The 17,520-nt window shown below is 41.5% G+C and carries 17 protein-coding genes; 9 read left to right on the plus strand and 8 right to left on the minus strand.

Features of this window, described 5'->3' with window-relative positions; all coding sequences use genetic code 11:
- Positions 1-14: 14 nt before the first annotated feature.
- The gene (locus KAN5_RS07830; RefSeq protein ID WP_138555772.1) at positions 15-863 is read left to right on the plus strand and encodes a DUF72 domain-containing protein; all 849 of its coding nucleotides are present in this window, start codon (positions 15-17) and stop codon (positions 861-863) included.
- A 23-nt stretch (positions 864-886) separates the two neighbouring features.
- Positions 887-1,405, plus strand: a complete 519-nt coding sequence (locus KAN5_RS07835) for a YgjP-like metallopeptidase domain-containing protein (protein ID WP_244390866.1) — start codon at positions 887-889, stop codon at positions 1,403-1,405.
- Here the strand turns inward: KAN5_RS07835 and KAN5_RS07840 are convergent.
- The 4 genes from KAN5_RS07840 to KAN5_RS07855 all read right to left on the minus strand — a co-directional run bounded on the left by KAN5_RS07840 (position 1,402) and on the right by KAN5_RS07855 (position 5,407).
- Positions 1,402-1,953: a GGDEF domain-containing protein gene (locus KAN5_RS07840; protein WP_244390867.1), complete on the minus strand. Its 552-nt coding sequence runs from the start codon at positions 1,951-1,953 to the stop codon at positions 1,402-1,404. The two genes, KAN5_RS07835 and KAN5_RS07840, sit on opposite strands and share 4 nt — an antisense overlap.
- A 127-nt stretch (positions 1,954-2,080) precedes the next feature.
- Positions 2,081-3,172 carry a hypothetical protein gene (locus tag KAN5_RS07845; protein WP_244390868.1) on the minus strand — a complete coding sequence of 364 codons (1,092 nt, stop codon included), beginning with the start codon at positions 3,170-3,172 and terminating at the stop codon, positions 2,081-2,083.
- Positions 3,173-3,366: 194 nt separating this feature from the next.
- Positions 3,367-4,380 carry a DUF5924 family protein gene (locus tag KAN5_RS07850; RefSeq protein ID WP_016707710.1) on the minus strand — a complete coding sequence of 338 codons (1,014 nt, stop codon included), beginning with the start codon at positions 4,378-4,380 and terminating at the stop codon, positions 3,367-3,369.
- A gap of 130 nt (positions 4,381-4,510) precedes the next feature.
- Positions 4,511-5,407 (minus strand): LysR family transcriptional regulator, encoded by an 897-nt coding sequence (locus KAN5_RS07855; protein WP_244390869.1) that lies wholly within the window; start codon positions 5,405-5,407, stop codon positions 4,511-4,513.
- A 121-nt stretch (positions 5,408-5,528) separates the two neighbouring features.
- Between KAN5_RS07855 and KAN5_RS07860 the strand changes: the two genes are divergently transcribed.
- Complete coding sequence (locus KAN5_RS07860; protein ID WP_016707712.1) at positions 5,529-6,785, plus strand: adenylosuccinate synthase; 1,257 nt, start codon at positions 5,529-5,531, stop codon at positions 6,783-6,785.
- 127 nt (positions 6,786-6,912) lie between these two features.
- Here KAN5_RS07860 and KAN5_RS07865 read toward each other — a convergent pair whose 3' ends face one another.
- A complete protein-coding gene (locus KAN5_RS07865) occupies positions 6,913-7,602 on the minus strand; it encodes a DUF3334 family protein (protein WP_244390870.1) in 690 nt (229 codons plus the stop codon).
- A 116-nt stretch (positions 7,603-7,718) separates the two neighbouring features.
- On the opposite strand from KAN5_RS07865, the gene cmoA reads away from it, so the two are divergent.
- From cmoA to KAN5_RS07890, 5 genes are all read left to right on the plus strand, one after another.
- The gene (gene cmoA / locus KAN5_RS07870) at positions 7,719-8,444 is read left to right on the plus strand and encodes a carboxy-S-adenosyl-L-methionine synthase CmoA (RefSeq protein ID WP_016707714.1); all 726 of its coding nucleotides are present in this window, start codon (positions 7,719-7,721) and stop codon (positions 8,442-8,444) included.
- Between the two features lie 15 nt (positions 8,445-8,459).
- Positions 8,460-9,428, plus strand: a complete 969-nt coding sequence (gene cmoB / locus KAN5_RS07875; protein ID WP_016707715.1) for a tRNA 5-methoxyuridine(34)/uridine 5-oxyacetic acid(34) synthase CmoB — start codon at positions 8,460-8,462, stop codon at positions 9,426-9,428.
- 198 nt (positions 9,429-9,626) lie between these two features.
- Positions 9,627-10,682 carry a phosphoribosylformylglycinamidine cyclo-ligase gene (gene purM, locus KAN5_RS07880; protein ID WP_016707716.1) on the plus strand — a complete coding sequence of 352 codons (1,056 nt, stop codon included), beginning with the start codon at positions 9,627-9,629 and terminating at the stop codon, positions 10,680-10,682.
- Positions 10,682-11,329 carry a phosphoribosylglycinamide formyltransferase gene (purN, locus tag KAN5_RS07885; RefSeq protein ID WP_016707717.1) on the plus strand — a complete coding sequence of 216 codons (648 nt, stop codon included), beginning with the start codon at positions 10,682-10,684 and terminating at the stop codon, positions 11,327-11,329. The genes purM and purN overlap by 1 nt, the downstream gene beginning before the upstream one ends.
- A gap of 55 nt (positions 11,330-11,384) precedes the next feature.
- Positions 11,385-12,080 carry a DUF3108 domain-containing protein gene (locus KAN5_RS07890; RefSeq protein ID WP_244390937.1) on the plus strand — a complete coding sequence of 232 codons (696 nt, stop codon included), beginning with the start codon at positions 11,385-11,387 and terminating at the stop codon, positions 12,078-12,080.
- A 113-nt stretch (positions 12,081-12,193) separates the two neighbouring features.
- Here KAN5_RS07890 and KAN5_RS07895 read toward each other — a convergent pair whose 3' ends face one another.
- Positions 12,194-12,958, minus strand: a complete 765-nt coding sequence (locus tag KAN5_RS07895; RefSeq protein ID WP_016707719.1) for a class II glutamine amidotransferase — start codon at positions 12,956-12,958, stop codon at positions 12,194-12,196.
- A gap of 306 nt (positions 12,959-13,264) precedes the next feature.
- Here KAN5_RS07895 and fadE point away from each other — a divergent pair, with 306 nt between their 5' ends.
- The gene (gene fadE, locus KAN5_RS07900) at positions 13,265-15,721 is read left to right on the plus strand and encodes an acyl-CoA dehydrogenase FadE (protein ID WP_016707722.1); all 2,457 of its coding nucleotides are present in this window, start codon (positions 13,265-13,267) and stop codon (positions 15,719-15,721) included.
- A gap of 11 nt (positions 15,722-15,732) precedes the next feature.
- On the opposite strand, the gene KAN5_RS07905 is transcribed toward fadE, so the two are convergent.
- Together KAN5_RS07905 and KAN5_RS07910 are read right to left on the minus strand one after the other, a co-directional pair.
- Positions 15,733-16,848 (minus strand): DUF6136 family protein, encoded by a 1,116-nt coding sequence (locus KAN5_RS07905; RefSeq protein ID WP_244390871.1) that lies wholly within the window; start codon positions 16,846-16,848, stop codon positions 15,733-15,735.
- A complete protein-coding gene (locus KAN5_RS07910) occupies positions 16,845-17,435 on the minus strand; it encodes an ATP-binding cassette domain-containing protein (protein ID WP_016707724.1) in 591 nt (196 codons plus the stop codon). Before KAN5_RS07910 ends, KAN5_RS07905 begins: the two co-directional genes overlap by 4 nt.
- Between the last annotated feature and the right edge of the window lie 85 nt (positions 17,436-17,520).

The raw sequence follows: 17,520 nt of genomic DNA on the forward strand, positions 1-17,520 counted from the left end.
CAGTTAACCATTTTATGTTGTATTTAGGGTGTCCGCAGTGGTCAAGTACCGCGTGGAAAGGTAATTTATTATCAAGTCACTGCAAAAATGCCGAGATGCTCCACGAGTACGCTCAGGTGTTTAACTCCGTTGAGGGCAATACCAGTTTCTATGCTGATCCCAGCGTAGACTCATTAAACCGCTGGCGTGGGGCTGTTAATAGTGACTTTAAATTTACGTTTAAATTTCACCGACGCTTTAGTCATGAATTGCAACTGACAAATGTAGATGATGAACTGACTGCTTGGTTTAACTTGTTTGAACCATTATTGCCCCATATTGGGCAGATCATGTTACAGCTTCCCAGTAGTTTTAGTCCGCAGCAATTGCCATTATTAGCGCAGTTTATTACAAAACTGCCCACAGGTTTGAGTTATGGCGTGGAAGTACGCCATCCTGAGTTTTTCAAAAAAGGGGCGGCGGAAATTGCGTTAAATCAGCTATTAATCGCAAATAATATTAACCGTATTGCCATGGATACCCGTGCCCTGTTTGCTGTCAAAGCTAATACAGCGGCGCTCATTGATGCCCAGCAAAAAAAGCCGCATCTACCCGTACATGCAATTGCAACAGGCAGTCAACCTATGGCTCGCTTTGTGATTGCCGATTTAGAGCACGATTATAAAAGCTATTACCAACCTTGGCTTAAAAAAGTAAAACAATGGCTTGATGAAGGCAAACACCCGTATGTATTTTTTCATACCGCAGATAACCGCCAAGCCCCATTGTTAGCGCGGGCATTTTGTGAAGATTTAGGTTACGATCACCCAGTGCTCAGCCCTTTTATTGGCGAAAAGGAAGCCAGCCAAGCGAGTCTTTTTTAATTTATTAACGACAGAAGTATTAAATGAGTGATTTTAAACGCTACTTTACTGGCTACCCAGAGCAAATTGTCAGCCAAGTTATACAGCTTATTGATAATGATAAACACGGCGCGTATTTAACTAAAAAATACCCGCATGCCCATACCATCACCAATGACAAGTCGTTGTACACATACGCCACCGAACTTAAAAAACGCTATTTAAAAAACGCGCCGCCGTTTGGCCGCGCCGCATTTAAAAAACAAGGCGACATGGTGACTAACGCACTAGGCACACACACCTATCGTATGCAGGGAAAAACCCGCAAACACGATTTAGCCATAAATAGTGATTTACTGTGCGCACCAGAAGAATTACTAAAAGCTTTAGTCGTCCACGAGCTCGCCCACTTTAAAGAAAAAGACCATAACAAAAGCTTTTATCAGTTATGTTGTCACATGGAGCCAAACTACCACCAGCTAGAGCTCGATTTACGAATATTTTGCGTGTTAGTGGCACAAGGCAGCAACCCTTATTTAGACTTCAACAGAAAGCATCATTAAGCAGCACAAAAAAGTGAAGATTCTGTTTTAGCTCTACCATTTCCCTTTGCCAAATAAAGTAAATTATCACATTGGGAAATAACAGCATCTAATTCAGCTGTCCCTGTTAATTGAATGACTCCGGCTGAAAAACTAGCAGAAAAAATAAATGACGTGCTATTCCACTGATTATGCGCTTCAAAAGTAACTCTAATTTCGTCAAGTAGTGCCTGTGCCTCTATTTTATCTACAGTATTCAGCACCAATAAAAACTCTTCTCCACCAAATCGACAAAGCCTATCTGTTTTTCGTATTCGGTTTTGTACTATCGTGCTAAAAGTCTCCAATACCTCATCTCCCGTCCCATGACCATAGGTATCATTGATTTTTTTAAAATGATCTAAATCTATGAGGCAAATACACATAGATGTATTGACAGGCATTAATTTATTAATCCACGTATACATCGCTCTACGATTCATCGCACCGGTTAATGTGTCTGTTTCTGCTAACTTTTTAGTAAAGCGCTGACGCTGCCAAAGCCAAATTATTAATAAAACTAATAACAATACAACCAAGTTTAAAATAATTAATCGTAAGTTTTGCGTTTTTAGCTGTAAGTTCTGCTTTTCATGCTCAGCTTTTATTCGCTCAAGTACAAGTAGCTCAACATCCCTTTGTAGATAATTACCAAGTTTATCTAGAGACGAGTTTAAAGAGTGAAGGATCAGTTTTTTTTTCTGCCAATAAACTAATAGACGATGCCCGCACCGCAAGCTCAGATTCACCGATCAATTGATAAGATAAACGCTCTAACTCAGCAATATCTCGAAAATCAGCATCTCTAAATTTTTCTTGATGAGACTGCACATACTTTTCTAAACGTTTAATTGAAATAAGTACGTTATTACGCTCGTTATTAAGTGCATACAGTAGAGTTTGTATTGCAATACTTCTTACCGTTTCAGTTAAAACTTTAGAATCGAAACTAAGTGAAGCACTTGATAGAATGTCTGCTGCAAGATTTAGATCCTCATCTTTTTGTCTGTGTATTAGCACGCCCGCTTTTGCAAGAAGCGCATATAACTTTGCCGAATTAGATAAGTTTTTAGTTTCTACTTTCTGTATGAAATTATTTGATATTGCTAATGCTTTTTCGTATTCACCTACCTGCGCCAATACAAATGCAAACTGAAAATGTGGCTCAGGGTAATCTATGCTCTCTAGGTAATGCGCATTTATTGAAAAAAGTTGTTGTATATACTCATCTGCTCGCTCATACGCCCCCATTAAATAAAAACTAGATATGACTCTTCTGAGTACAAATTCTTTTGAATAAAAAAAATCCCCTTTAGAATCTTCAAAAGTTGGCAGCTCAGGTAATGCATATAAATACTCTATTAAAGCGGCAATGGTTTCTCCTGCACGAAATGATAACGACTGACCTAAGGCCGCAGAAACTTGAGCTGCGGCTTGCTTTTCTCCTCTGTCGATTAGTTCTGCTTTTAAAAGCCTGATCGAGTCAAGCGGCGTATCACCGTAAACGGTGAAATAGCTAGATTTTTGCGCCGCATAGAGCGTGGGATCTATCGTTAATAATGCCTCCCAGTCCTGCTCAGTAATTTTATAGGCAACTTTAACACCTGCCCTCTTCGCTAATTCTTTTCGTTTATTAAAAACCTGATAGTTAAAAATTTTACTTTGTAATGTCGGACTTTGTAACATACCCATTTTACTTGCACTTTCTATGAAGTTTTTTTCTGATATTTGATTAGTAAAAAACCGCATAGAGAGTTCAACATAGTCGTAAAAGCTATCTTTATTTGTTTGTGAAAAAACACTTTGGCTTGCGATTAAAAGCAAGCCTGCAAGTGAGCTTTTTAAAAGTTTATAATACATTATTATTTTTGTTTCCTTGTAAAATCATAAACTAGGAAGAGAGTGAAAGTAACTAATCCCAACAGTCTAAAGTTTGATATAGCCTATTTAGTAACTGTAAATTTAGTTAGACCAATCAATTGTCCTGACTCAGTGACAACGTGTACTTGCCACTTACCAACAGAGTTTGCAGGAAAGTTGACTTTGTGCGTCCATGCTCTATAGCCTTGATCTCGGCCACCACTGATGTTTAATGCAATGCGATCCACTATTTCACGGTTATGGATCCACACATGAAATATTTTTTCGTTTAATCCTCTTGGTGCTTTAACCGCAGTCCAACTATACAGGCCTTGTTGATGTAATGAGTTAGCGTCAAGGTGCTTAATACTGCCTACGGGTTTACGCTGCTCAACATCAACTTGATGCGACAAAGTGATGTCTGTTAAACGAAGCGCTGCGGGAGGTACCCAACTACGTAGCTGCCATAAACCAGCACTTAGCATACACAGCAGTAACACTAATAATGGAAACCGCCACCATCGAGCGTTAGGCATTAAATTACCTAAACTCGGCAAGGTGAAAATAATCGCTGTGATCAAAGCTATCCCTAAACTCTGGCTTGTAGTGAGATTAAGTAAAATTGGCAAAGTAACTAAAATAACTACAAACAGCGCAAAGTTATGAAATACTGTAAACAGAATGCTGTGCTTGGCTAACTTCTTATAATAAAGAGGATCGACAACCGATATAAACGCGCAAAGTATAATTAAGGATGTAAAAACAGCTTGTGGATGGTTCCACGAAGTCACAGCTAAAAAAAACGGCAAAGCAAAAAACAAACTTTCTTGCTGCACCATTTGCAGGGCAAAACGCATAAAGTTAGGAGATACTGCCACGCCAAAGCGCTGCTCCACTTTATCACGCAACCAGTTATCAACTATCAACCACCCCCAACTAACAAGTAATAGTATGGCTATAATTTGCGAGTATGACTCTTTACGCTCAACCAACACATAACTTGCCACCCCACTACAAAATGCGAAAACCGCCAATAAACCTGGCCGCTGTTGCATCATAATTATAAATTTTGTAATTAAATTTTTAAAATAGCTCATTAAATAGAGGGTCCGCATAGGTCTGAATAATTGCAGTATTAAAACTGCCAGCGCAGCATCTTAATATATGCATACACGCTTTACACTTTGTAGTTGCAAAAAATTAATCGTTAGCAATGAGCAACTATGTCTATTTTTCTTGGTAGCTACGTGAGATCTCTTCATTAACCCAGTACAGTAATTGTTTTATTGCTTTTGAGAGCACCTGATTTTGCCGCACAATATAGCCTAAGCTCGTGGTTGGAAATTGTGGTAACGCGGTGACTGTCGTGGTTAAGTTTGCTTTACTACGTAGTGAAAATTCTGGCACGATAGCGACACCAAATCCGGCTTCAGCCCAATCAATTTGCGCATCCACACTGCCCACTTCCATTACTCGGTAATCAGGTAAATTTAACGACGGTAATGCACTATCGAGTAACTCTCGCGTTCGCGTATCGTGGCCGAGTAAAATTAATGTGGGTGGCTCGGTTAGCGTTATAGTGTTGTTATTTTTAGCTTGCTGCCATAACTGTAAATGATTACCCAGCGCACACCATTTTATTTGCTGTAGCTGGGTAAAGTGCAGCGGCTCACTTTCTTTTTGGGCAATAACAAACCCTAAATCAGCTTCGGCATTTTTCACCAACGCCGATGCTTGTGAAGACGTCGTATTGAGCAAAGTAAAATCAATACCTGGAAACTGACGTTTAAACAGCTGAAACGGCTCAATCAATAATAACCGAGAAATAATATCACTGGCCGCAATCGTCAAGGTGCCTTGGCGTAGCTCATTAATCGCATTTAAATCAGATTGGCACACCTGTAATTCCCACAAGGTTTTTTGCCCAGACTGCAATAGCCGTAAACCTGCTTGCGTTAAACTAAACGGATTACGCTCGATCAGTTTTACCCGTGTCATTTTTTCTAGTTGCTTAATATGCAAACTAACATTGGGCTGTGTCATATGCAGCGCATTGGCGGTTTTACCAAAATGTTTTAGTTCCGCCAATGTAACAAAGGTTTTTAACCAATGAATATCTAACATCTTGATGTCCTTGATCACCCAAATTGATATGAAATTCTTATCAGGATAATAATTATAATTAATTTCTCTTATTTAGATAGTGGGCATACCATATTCATTCAATCAATTTGGAGAGTAAATTATGCCGTCAATTGTTGTTGTAGGTGCAAACTGGGGTGATGAAGGCAAAGGCCGCATTGTCGATTTTTTAGCAGAGAACGCATCAGCAAGCATTCGCTTTCAAGGTGGTAACAACGCCGGTCATACCGTGGTGAATGAGTTTGGTACCTTTAAATTACATCAATTACCAAGCGGTATTTTTAACCCAGATTGTATTGCCGTATTAGGCCCCGGTATGGTGATAAGCCCTGGTGCATTAAGCGAAGAAATCGCTGAAGTAAAAGCCGCTGGTGTTGAGGTAAAGCTGTGTATTTCTGATCGTGCAACCCTGTGCTTGCCGTTACACGCCCTAGAAGACACACTTGAAGAACAACGTTTAGGTGATGCTGCGTACGGTTCGACGCGTCAAGGTATTGCGCCAGCATACGGCGACCGCGTCATGAAAAAAGGCATTTTAGTGGGTTGGTTAAATCAACCAGAAGTTTTATTAGAGCGCATTCAATTTATGCTCGATTGGAAAATGCCACAGCTCAAAGCCCTTTACCCAAGTTGTGATTATTCACAAACGGCTGAACAAATAACTCAATGGCTATTAGACGTCACTGCTCCGTGGCGTGCATTTATCTGTAATGTTACAGAGCCTTTAAAAGCGCTGCAAAAGCAAGATGCCAACTTATTATTTGAAGCGCAACTAGGCGCTGGCCGGGATTTAGTCTATGGCGAATACCCGTATACTACATCATCAAACGTAACTGCCGCCTATGCAGGAATTGGCAGCGGTTTACCTGCGCTGCGTCCTGAACGTGTTATTGCTGTGGCTAAATCGTTTAGTTCATCTGTGGGTACAGGCACACTCGTTACCGCCATGGCAGAGCAAGATAACTTTCGCGAAAGCGCCAATGAATACGGCGCCGTAACAGGCCGCCCTCGTGATATGGGTTATTTTGATGCGATTGCAACCCGTAATGGGGTTGAGCTACAAGCAGCCACTGAAATTGCTTTAACCAAAATTGATTGCCTATCTGGCATGACAGATTTAAAAATCTGTATTGGTTATGCAGGCGATCACAGCGAAAACCCTATTTGGCCACAAACAGCCGCTTTAACGCCAATATATGAAAGTATGCCAGCGTGGCATGAAGATATTACCGGTTGTCGTACCTTTGACAGTCTACCTGCGGCCGCTCAACACTATGTTGAACGCATCGAAGCACTGATGGGCGTGCCTGTGAGCATGGTATCTGTAGGCCCTGAGCGTGAGCAAATGATTATCCGCTAATTATGTAATTGGGTTTCATTTAGAAACCCATATTCCTAAAGACTTGGATTCAAGTTACTTAAACCAAAAAGCGCAAGAGACACTTGCGCTTTTATTGTTTTACTTAAAGCTGTAAAGCTCCGTAGCTTTATAAACCAAGCTCAGCCATAAAATCATCGTCTGCATCGCTTGCGTTAGCCGCCTCTTCTGCCGCTTTTTGTTTCTCGGCTTTATGCTTTGCTTCGTTTTCAATAATATCGTCAGGGTCCACCGCTTCACTAATATCAAAGTCATGTAGTTTAATGAACTCAGTTTTATCCATCGCTAATTCTAAATAAAAAATATTTTGTTTACCGGTGGTAAAGGTCACACGACGTGCCTGTGGTCTGTCCATCGTCGTATCAACCGATATTTGTACTTGCTTATTAATAGCCATCATTTTCGGCTGGTTTTGCGTGATTGAGGTATGTAGCTGATCGCGCACTTTTGAGGTGAAATCACCCACGATCTGATTCATCAATTCACCAAGCACATTTGATACGTCGTCTGATAGGTGACTGTGTGCCAGCTCTTCTTCAGGCATCCCCATGCTGCGCATATAATCGTGATAAATTTCCATTGCTGCTTGCGAAGTAAAGTTAGTAATAACTAGCCCTGTAAAGCCACCATCAAACAATACAAAGCAACCGATATCAGGTCGCATACAGGTACGTGTTATCTTTTGTACCATGGCTGAATAACTAATATCGTTACCACTTGCTGATGATAAAACGCCTGTTACTGAATGACACAGCGTTGCCAAAATGTCGTCCGTACTAATTACTTTACTTTTGCTCATAAACTTCTCTTTTTATACTTGTTATTCATTATTCTAGCCAAGCTACTGAAATTATCACTGACTATCCAGCATAAAATGCTAAAATAGCCCTATTATTTTTTAAAGAGACTGTTTGTGTGACTGTAAAAGACAGTATTTATGCCACAGAGCAAGCGGTTAAAGATTTTAGCTTTGACCAACATGTAGTAGAAGTTTTCCCTGATATGATCCAGCGTTCAGTGCCGGGTTACGCCACCATTGTCAGCACCATGGGTAAGTTAGCAGGCGAATACGCTCAGAGTAATTCAAACCTGTATGATTTAGGCTGCTCGCTTGGCGCAGTAACGTTAAGTATGCGTCGTAATATCCGCACCGACAACTGCCATATTATTGCCGTGGATAACTCACAAGCCATGGTTGAGCGCTGTAAGTTGCATTTACAGGGATTTCGCTCAGAGGTGCCGGTTACAGTAACCCTTGGCGATATTAACGAACTCGCTATTGAAAACGCATCCGTGGTTGCGATGAACTTTACTTTGCAGTTTATCCCTCCAGCACAGCGCCAAGCTGTACTTGAAAAAATTTACGCCAATTTAAAGCCCGGCGGTGTACTGCTATTGAGTGAAAAAATCAAAGGTGAAAACGAGCAATGCGACAACTTGCTGATTGATTTACATCATGATTTTAAACGTCACAATGGCTATTCAGAACTTGAAATCAGCCAAAAGCGTACCGCGATTGAAAATGTTATGCGCCCAGATACATTAAACACTCATCTTAATCGCCTTACTAATATTGGCTTCAGTCAAACTCAAGTGTGGTATCAGTGTTTTAACTTTTGCTCGTTGGTAGCAATTAAGTAATTTAGGAAATATTCAATGTCTTTATGGTTTAACCAATTTTACGCCGCTATCGCACAAAGCCCGTTGAGTCATTGGCTGGAAACATTGCCAAGCCAATTAAAGCACTGGCAAAGCGAAGCTAGTCACGGTGACTTACCTAAATGGCAAAAGGTTTTAAAAAACTTGCCAGAAGTAACCACTAATCATGTAAATATCACTGATAAAGTAGAAATTGGCGCTGCTGGCGAAATGTCTGAAGGCGAGCAAAAGCAAACCATTCATTTATTAAAACGCATGATGCCGTGGCGAAAGGGTCCGTTTAGTGTACACGGAATTGAAATAGATACTGAGTGGCGTAGTGATTGGAAGTGGGATCGTTTACTGCCGCATATTGAGCCCCTTAAAGGCCGTACCGTATTAGATATTGGCTGTGGCTCTGGCTATCACTTATGGCGTATGCGCGGTGAAGGGGCTGAGTTTGTAGTGGGGATTGACCCATCAGATTTATTTTTATGCCAATTCCAAGCTATCAAACATTTTAACCCAGACGAAAATGTTCACTTATTACCGCTTGGTGTTGAAGCCCTGCCTGAATTGAAGGCGTTTGATACAGTATTTTCAATGGGCGTGCTTTATCATCGCCGTTCACCCATTGATTTTTTAGCGCAATTAAAGGCACAACTTCGCCCAGGCGGTGAGCTCGTGCTTGAAACACTGGTGATTGAAGGCGATGAAAACACAGTATTAGTGCCTACTGACCGCTATGCAAAAATGCGCAACGTGTGGTTTATTCCAAGCACGAGCGCATTAAAGCTGTGGATGGAGCGCGTTGGGTTTAAAGATGTACAAGTAAAAGACTGTGCAATTACCACGCTTGAAGAACAACGTAAATCAGATTGGATGGAAAATGAGTCACTCGTCGACTTTTTAGATCCAAACGATATAAGTAAAACGATTGAAGGCTACCCTGCACCACTGCGTGCAATTTTAACGGCTAAAGCCTAACAACAGCTTAAAAGTGGTGAAAGTGCCTATACTTGCTACTTTCACCCCATCACTTGAAACTTTACTTATACGGACAACTGTCCTTGTGAATATTGTTAAAGTTATTTTTGAACTAGCCGCGCACCTGCAATTGTTGTAAAATACGCGCGTTTCTAAGCATACACATGCAAAACCATGCAACTTTTTTGAGGAAATCCTGTGAGCGAACAAAAACAGTCTCTAAGTTATAAAGACGCGGGCGTAGATATCGATGCCGGTAACGCACTAGTTGAGCGTATTAAAGGCGTAGTTAAAAAAACCCGTCGTCCTGAAGTTATGGGCGGAATTGGTGGCTTTGGCGCACTTTGTGAAATCCCAGCTGGTTATAAGCAACCAGTATTAGTTGCAGGCACTGACGGTGTAGGTACTAAGCTACGTTTAGCTATCGATTTGAAAAAGCATGATACCGTGGGTATCGATTTAGTTGCTATGTGTGTAAATGACCTTATCGTTCAAGGCGCTGAACCATTATTTTTCCTAGATTATTATGCAACGGGCAAGCTCGATGTTGATACTGCGGCTGACGTAGTAACCGGTATCGGCAAAGGCTGTGAGATCTCTGGCTGTGCATTAATTGGTGGTGAAACTGCTGAAATGCCAGGTATGTATGAAGGTGAAGATTACGACATGGCTGGTTTTTGTACTGGCGTAGTTGAAAAAGCAAATATCATCGATGGCACTAAAGTAGCTGCGGGTGATCAACTAATCGCACTTGCATCTAGCGGTCCACATTCAAATGGTTTTTCTTTAATTCGTAAAGTACTTGAAGTATCAAATGCAGATACTAGCGCTGAATTTGAAGACGGTAAAACCTTAGGCGACACACTACTTGAGCCAACGCGTATTTACGTTAAACCGCTTCTTGAATTATTCAAGCAAGTTGACGTACATGCGCTTTCGCATATCACAGGTGGCGGCTTTTGGGAAAACATCCCACGCGTTTTACCTGAATCTGCAAAAGCGGTAGTTAAAGGTGATAGCTGGCAGTGGCCTGGTATTTTCAACTGGCTACAAGAAAACGGTAATATCACAACTCATGAAATGTACCGCACATTCAACTGTGGCGTAGGCATGGTTTTAGTTGTTCCAGCCGATAAACTTGAGCAAAGCTTAAGCATCTTAAAAGATCTTGGCGAAAACGCATGGCACCTTGGTGAAATCCACGATGCTAAAGCGGGCGAAGAGCAAGTAGAAATCCTAGGCGGCCGTGATTAATGGCCCCTTCTCGTCTAGTAGTCTTAATTTCAGGCAGTGGCTCAAATTTACAAGCCATTATAGATGCCTGTAATAATGGCGAGATAAACGCAAACATAGCGGCTGTGATCAGCAATAAAGCAGACGCTTATGGCCTAGAACGAGCAAAAAAGGCGGGCATTGCAACAGCGGTGCTCAGCCATAAAGATTTTGACTCACGCGAAGCCTATGATGCGCAATTAATGAACGTTATTGATTCTTTTACACCAAATCTAGTTGTATTAGCTGGGTTTATGCGTATTCTTACTCCTAGCTTAGTGCAAAAATTTAAAGGAAAAATGTTGAACATTCATCCTTCTTTGTTGCCTAAGTATCAGGGGCTGAATACCCACCAAAGAGCAATTGATGCAAAAGACGACGTTCATGGCGTAAGTGTGCACTTTGTCACTGAAGAATTAGACGGCGGACCGGTTATTCTTCAAGCCAAAGTTCCGGTGCTGGCAGATGATACTGCCGAGACACTTGCACAACGAGTGCACGCGCAAGAGCATATAATCTACCCTTTGGTGGTCAAATGGTTCAGTGAACAACGACTTACGATGGAAGCAGATTATGCAGTTCTTGACAAAAAACAACTTCCTGCACACGGCGCGCACTACCCAGAATAAAAAACAAAGTGCCTTGCTATTTTGTGCAGGCACTTTATTACTTCCTACTGGTTTAATGGCCGGTGAACTCACTCAATTTGAAGCTAACTATGATATTTTGCGCAAAGGTGAAAGTCATGGCCAAGGTGTTCGCACATTAAAAAAATTAGCGGATAACAGCTACCAAGTTAGCTACCACAGTGATATTGAGTGGATGATCTTCTCAGACTCACGCAAAGAAACATCAAACTTCACGTATACTGATGAAAAAGTAACCCCTGTCAGCTACAGTATGATCCGCACCGGCACCGGTCCAGATAAAGAATATACACTGCAATTTGATAACGCTAAAAAACAAATTAGTAGCAGCGAGAGCAAATACCCACTCGAGTGTCAGTGGACAGATCAATTCCAAGACTCTATTTCATACCAAGTACAAGTTCGTGAAGAGTTAAAAATGGGTAAAACCAGTTTTTCATACCCACTGGTAGACAAAAAAGGGAATTGTCGCGACTATAATTTTGAAGTCGTTGGTAAAGAAATGATTTCATTACCAATCGGTAATATTGAAGCGATTAAAGTAAAACGTCTTTACGATAACGACAAACGCCAAGCATTAGCCTGGTTTGCCCCTGAAATGGACTACATGCTAGTCAGAATGTGGAAAGGCGAAAAAGGCATGGAACAGTTTGAAGTGCAGCTTAAGTCATTCACAGTTACCAGCCCTGTTGCAGTTCCAGAAGCCGTAAAAAGCGAAATTGCCCCAGAGTAAATTTGTTTCCTAGATAAAATGAAAGGCCCAAGTATGACATTCATAACTTGGGCTTTTCGTTTTATGACTTATGACTAATCCACACTTTAAAACTGACGGCTGACGGCTGACGGCTAAATTAACTCACCCATTTTAAACAGTGCAAATTCACCAGGCTCCATTTTTTGCCAACGTTCGTCGTTGGTCAGTGGTCGAGTTGCAATTACAGTCACCACATCATTCGGCGTGGTTTCTTGTTGAAAATCCACCACCATATCTGCATCAATTAGCGTTGCTTTACCAAACGGCGCACGACGGGTGATCCAATGTAAGTTATTAGTACAATACGCCAGTACATATACACCATCGGTAAGAAGCATGTTAAATACGCCCTTTTCTCGCAACGTGTGAGCAAGCTTCGCTGCATAACGAAAAACCGAAGCCATATTTGCTGGGCGCTTTGGGTATTTTTCGCGAATTTTGTCCAGCAACCAACAAAAAGCCAGCTCACTGTCAGTGTTACCTACCGGTCGGTAATACTCAGGTTTTAAATCATGGTAATTCGAAAGTTGACCATTATGAGCATAGGTCAGCTCCCGGCCCCATAATTCGCGAGTAAACGGGTGGGTGTTTTCAAGGCACACACGGCCTCGGTTACCTTGGCGAATATGGCTTATTACCGATACACTTTTTATGGGATACGCCTTTACTAATTTAGCTATCTCTGACTGACAGCTCGGCTCAGGATCTTTAAAGGTACGACAGCCCTTACCTTCATAAAAAGTAATGCCCCAGCCATCTTTATGAGGGCCCGTGTTACCACCGCGCTCTAACAACCCTGAAAAACTAAAACAAATATCCGTAGGCACATTCGCCGACATGCCAAGCAACTCACACATAAAATAAATTAACCTTTAGACTATTCTTATACTTTTAAAATATGGCTTCTAAAAAGAGTAAACCCGTAACCTAGGCTGTAGCTGCATTGTTAAACATAAGCTGCAGCAAGGCAAGTAAGAAAAACTAAAATACATTGCGTATAATTTTCTTAAAAACCGTACAGACTAATTGTGACTTTAGCAGTATGCTGAAGTATACAGCGTGTAAATTTAAGCCTCTGATATTTTTACTAAGCTACTTGATAATTATTCGCTCTAGCGCTACTCTAACCAAAGGTGGTCTGACCTCTATTAAGGATTAAATACATGACACTCATATTTGTACTTGGTTTAATCGTGCTGCTTAGCATCGCGAGTTACCACAGAGCGAGTTGGAATACAGCCTTAGGCGTTTCCATCGCAACACTTGTTATTGGTACCTTTGCAGGTGCTTTTGGCGCAATTAGCTGGTTGATCTTTTTGATCATCGCAGTGCCACTGTCTGTTACTGGTATTCGCCAGCAATACATTATTAAACCTATTTTTGCAGCGTTTAAGAAAGTAACACCAACCATGTCTGAAACTGAAAAATCAGCGATTGATGCCGGTACGACCTGGTGGGAAGCTGATTTATTCTGTGGTCGCCCTGATTGGAATAAGCTACACCAATACCCTATGCCAAAACTGACTATCGAAGAGCAAGCCTTTATCGATGGCCCTGTTGAAACTGTGTGTAGCATGCTCGATGATTGGCAAGCAACTCACGAGCTGACAGATTTACCACAAGATGTATGGCAATACTTAAAAGATAATAAATTCTTTGCCATGATCATCAAAAAAGAATACGGCGGCTTACAATTTTCTGCGTTCGCACAATCATGTGTGCTGCAAAAGCTAACCAGTAAATCTACTTTGCTTTCATCAATTGTTGGTGTGCCTAATTCATTAGGTCCAGGTGAATTACTGCAGCACTATGGTACAAAAGAGCAAAAAGATCATTACCTTCCGCGTCTTGCAAGTGGTCAAGAGATCCCATGCTTTGCCTTAACTTCGCCAGAAGCGGGCTCTGATGCCAGCGCCATCCCTGATTACGGGGTTGTCTGTAAAGGTATGTGGGAAGGGGAAGAGGTTGTTGGTATTAGCCTTACGTGGAACAAGCGTTACATCACCCTTGCACCTGTAGCAACTGTACTTGGTCTAGCGTTTAAAATGCAAGATCCAGACGGCCTACTAGGAGACACTAAAGAGCTTGGTATTACCTGTGCATTGATCCCAACAGATATGCCAGGTATTGAGATTGGCCGTCGCCACTTTCCGTTGAATGTGCCGTTTCAAAATGGCCCTACCCGCGGTAAAGATATTTTCGTACCGCTTGATTACATTATTGGTGGCCCAGAAATGGCAGGCCAAGGCTGGCGCATGCTGGTTGAGTGTTTATCGGTTGGTCGTGCAATTACGTTACCGTCAAACTCTGTGGGTGGTATTAAAACTATCGCGCTTGCCAGTGGTTCATACAGCCGTATTCGTCGTCAGTTCCGTTTACCTATTGGGCAAATGGAAGGTGTTGAAGAGTCACTTGCAAAGCTGGCTGGTTACGCTTACAGCTCAGACGCAGCGGTAAGCATGTCTACCGGTGCGGTTGACTTAGGAGAAAAGCCGTCAGTGGTATCTGCGATTATAAAATATCACTTAACGGAGCAAATGCGTGATTCTACTATCCATGCGATGGATATTCACGGTGGTAAAGGCATCATGCTTGGCCCAAATAACTATTTAGGTCGTGGCTATCAAGGTGCGCCTATTGCCATTACTGTTGAAGGCGCCAACATCTTGACCCGTAATATGATTATTTATGGTCAAGGGGCTATTCGCTGTCATCCGTTTGTATTAACTGAGTTAGGTGCTTGTGAAATTGACGATCGTGAAGAAGCGCTTGCAGTATTCGATAAAGCCTTAATGGGTCACATTGGCTTTACCATCTCAAACTTAGTTCGCACTAAGTGGATGAGCTTTACCGGTGCTCGCTTTGCAAGCACACCATTTAAAGATGAAACAGCCGAGTTTTACCGCACCGCTGCACGCTTTAGTGCATCCCTTGCATTGATGTCTGACATCAGCATGGCAGTATTTGGTGGTTCCCTAAAACGTAAAGAACGCATTTCAGCACGCTTAGGTGACTTATTAAGCTACTTATACTTAGTGTCTGCTACGCTTAAACGTTATAACGATGAAGGTCGCAAAAAAGAAGACTTAGCGCTTGTTCAATGGAGCTGCCAAGATCACCTTTATCACTGCCAGCGTGCTTTAGCTGATTTAATTAATAATATGCCATCAGCACCGTTACGCGCAGCATTAAAACTTATGCTATTCCCATTTGGTCGTCCGGTACGTAAACCAACTGACAAACTTGAGCACAAACTAGCGCAAATTCTACAAGTGCCTAGTGAAACTCGTAATCGCTTAGCAAGTTATGTCTATTTGACGAATGAGCCTCTTAACTTAGTTGGTCGCCAAGAGCAAACGCTTAAAGATGTGCTAGCCGTTGAGCCACTATTTGACAAGGTATGCCGTGAAAAAGGCGTTAAGCTGCCTTTCTTCCAACTTGATAAAGTCGCACAAATGGGCCTTGATGCTGGTATTTTAACTCAGGCCGAAGCTGATAAATTGGCAAGTGTTGAAAAAGCGCGCTTAGATGCGATTAACGTGGACGATTTTGATCCTGCGGATTTACTTGCAGGTAATGCAGCACGAAAAAGCACTAACAATGAGGCTGATGCCGCTTGAACTCTTATGAATTAAGCAATTAAAGCAAGCAACAAGCCTGTGATAACCATCCAAGCCAGCGCATAATGCGCTGGTTTTTTTTGCGCGATATATAATTGTACAGCGCACCAAACAACACCCAGACTTAATAACAACCACCCTATTTTAGCTACGAATAACAGGTAACTGAGTAGTGTGATAAAAAAGAATAAACAGCTTGGGATAAATTGGCTGATAAAAAACCACCGCTGCTGGTTGTTTGCTTGAAAGAACAGCGAATACTTATCATGTAACTTGCCACAATCAAATTGCAGTGAGCTGGTAAACAACACTATAAAAGCAAGGACTAGTACACTAAATATAGCCGCTAAGTCAGCACGCTCATGGAGTAAAGTTGTCATGGCCATGAACACGCACAACAATAAAGCCACTCGCCATACTAATACCCAGCAGTGCTGAATAAAAAAGCTTAACCAAAAAGTAAAGAGTGAATTGACCGATAGCCGATCGTTTAACAAAAATACTGGCAGTAACATGCTCAGCGCAAATAATACAATAAAGCTACTATGATAAACCAACGACGTTATATTAATGGGTAACAATACTAAAACAGCCGTAAACCCTAAGCCATATATTAATGCTCGTGGCTTATACAAACACAGTACGCCTAAGCCAAATTGCAGCAACATGAAAAGTATAAAATGTGGTGCTCTTAGCCATTGTGTAAAAGTTAAATCCAGCGCAATAACAGCACTTGCTAACAACCAAGCATTACTTAACAGTAATAGCTTTATATCCATACACGCAAGCCAAGTTGACCTTACAATAGTATGTTGAAAGAGTCGTTGTTGACTATTCTTAATGGCTGACTTCATTGCACTGAGCATCACGCTTTGCAGCAAAAGATACAACCACGCCATTTGCGCACCATATTGCGGCGCTTCACTACTGTCGATAATTTTGCCCAGCCCTAAAAATAACAGCAAAATCATACCGAGCATGGCTGAACCAAGTACCACTAAAAATAATAAGCCAAAATTTTTAAGTTGCTGCAGTAATTGAGTCAGCTCAATTTTATAGGCCTGGTAGCGATAGTCCATAAAGGCACGGTATTGTGCAATAGTAGAGCTAATAACAAGCTTACTCATAATGGCATGCACTCAAAACCATGTTCAATAAACGGTGCGGGTTCATGGCAAGTGATAATAATTTGCCCATGCGCTTTATCAACTAAATATTTATCCAACAAATCAAGTAAGTATTGAATACTCGTTTGATCAAGTGCTGCACTGGGTTCATCTAATAATAAATACGGTGCATCCCGCATTAAGGCTAAAATTAATTGGCACTTTTTCTGATTACCAGATGACAATGCATCAAAACGCGTATTTAAAAATTCAGTAAAGTTAAAACCGTCAATCAGCCCCATCGGCCAATGACAACTAAGCGCTTTAGCAGATAAATTAATAATTTGTTTTGCGGTTAAAAACTCTGGCAGTGCAATGCGGTCACTCGCAATTGCGACCTGTTTATAAGGTTCTGACAACACTTTTCCTGAGAATAATACTTGCCCACGTTGTGCTTGCTCAAGGCCTGCAAGCATCATGAGTAGCGTAGTTTTACCTTGGCCGTTCGGCGCTTCTATGCATACTCTCGGTGCTGTAAAGCTGATACTGTAATCTTTATATAGAATGTTATCTGCAAATTGCTTATGTAAACCAATGACTTCAATCATCACTTTCCTTTTATATGAGAGAGCCTTTTAAATGACAAGCATTGTAACATGGGCTGTATTTTTGATGGTACAAGCTTTGTAACAC

The organism is Pseudoalteromonas sp. KAN5 (assembly GCF_022846535.1).
Classification (GTDB): domain Bacteria; phylum Pseudomonadota; class Gammaproteobacteria; order Enterobacterales; family Alteromonadaceae; genus Pseudoalteromonas; species Pseudoalteromonas haloplanktis.

Bases quoted from the DNA above. Each gene is read 5' to 3' on its own strand.
- KAN5_RS07830 (WP_138555772.1), top strand. From the start codon at position 15: ATGTTGTATTTAGGGTGTCCGCAGTGGTCAAGTACCGCGTGGAAAGGT.
- KAN5_RS07835 (WP_244390866.1), top strand. From the start codon at position 887: ATGAGTGATTTTAAACGCTACTTTACTGGCTACCCAGAGCAAATTGTC.
- KAN5_RS07845 (WP_244390868.1), bottom strand. From the start codon at position 3,172: ATGCGGTTTTTTACTAATCAAATATCAGAAAAAAACTTCATAGAAAGT.
- KAN5_RS07850 (WP_016707710.1), bottom strand. From the start codon at position 4,380: ATGAGCTATTTTAAAAATTTAATTACAAAATTTATAATTATGATGCAA.
- KAN5_RS07855 (WP_244390869.1), bottom strand. From the start codon at position 5,407: ATGTTAGATATTCATTGGTTAAAAACCTTTGTTACATTGGCGGAACTA.
- KAN5_RS07860 (WP_016707712.1), top strand. From the start codon at position 5,529: ATGCCGTCAATTGTTGTTGTAGGTGCAAACTGGGGTGATGAAGGCAAA.
- KAN5_RS07865 (WP_244390870.1), bottom strand. From the start codon at position 7,602: ATGAGCAAAAGTAAAGTAATTAGTACGGACGACATTTTGGCAACGCTG.
- cmoB (WP_016707715.1), top strand. From the start codon at position 8,460: ATGTCTTTATGGTTTAACCAATTTTACGCCGCTATCGCACAAAGCCCG.
- purN (WP_016707717.1), top strand. From the start codon at position 10,682: ATGGCCCCTTCTCGTCTAGTAGTCTTAATTTCAGGCAGTGGCTCAAAT.
- KAN5_RS07890 (WP_244390937.1), top strand. From the start codon at position 11,385: ATGGCCGGTGAACTCACTCAATTTGAAGCTAACTATGATATTTTGCGC.
- KAN5_RS07895 (WP_016707719.1), bottom strand. From the start codon at position 12,958: ATGTGTGAGTTGCTTGGCATGTCGGCGAATGTGCCTACGGATATTTGT.
- fadE (WP_016707722.1), top strand. From the start codon at position 13,265: ATGACACTCATATTTGTACTTGGTTTAATCGTGCTGCTTAGCATCGCG.
- KAN5_RS07905 (WP_244390871.1), bottom strand. From the start codon at position 16,848: ATGAGTAAGCTTGTTATTAGCTCTACTATTGCACAATACCGTGCCTTT.
- KAN5_RS07910 (WP_016707724.1), bottom strand. From the start codon at position 17,435: ATGATTGAAGTCATTGGTTTACATAAGCAATTTGCAGATAACATTCTA.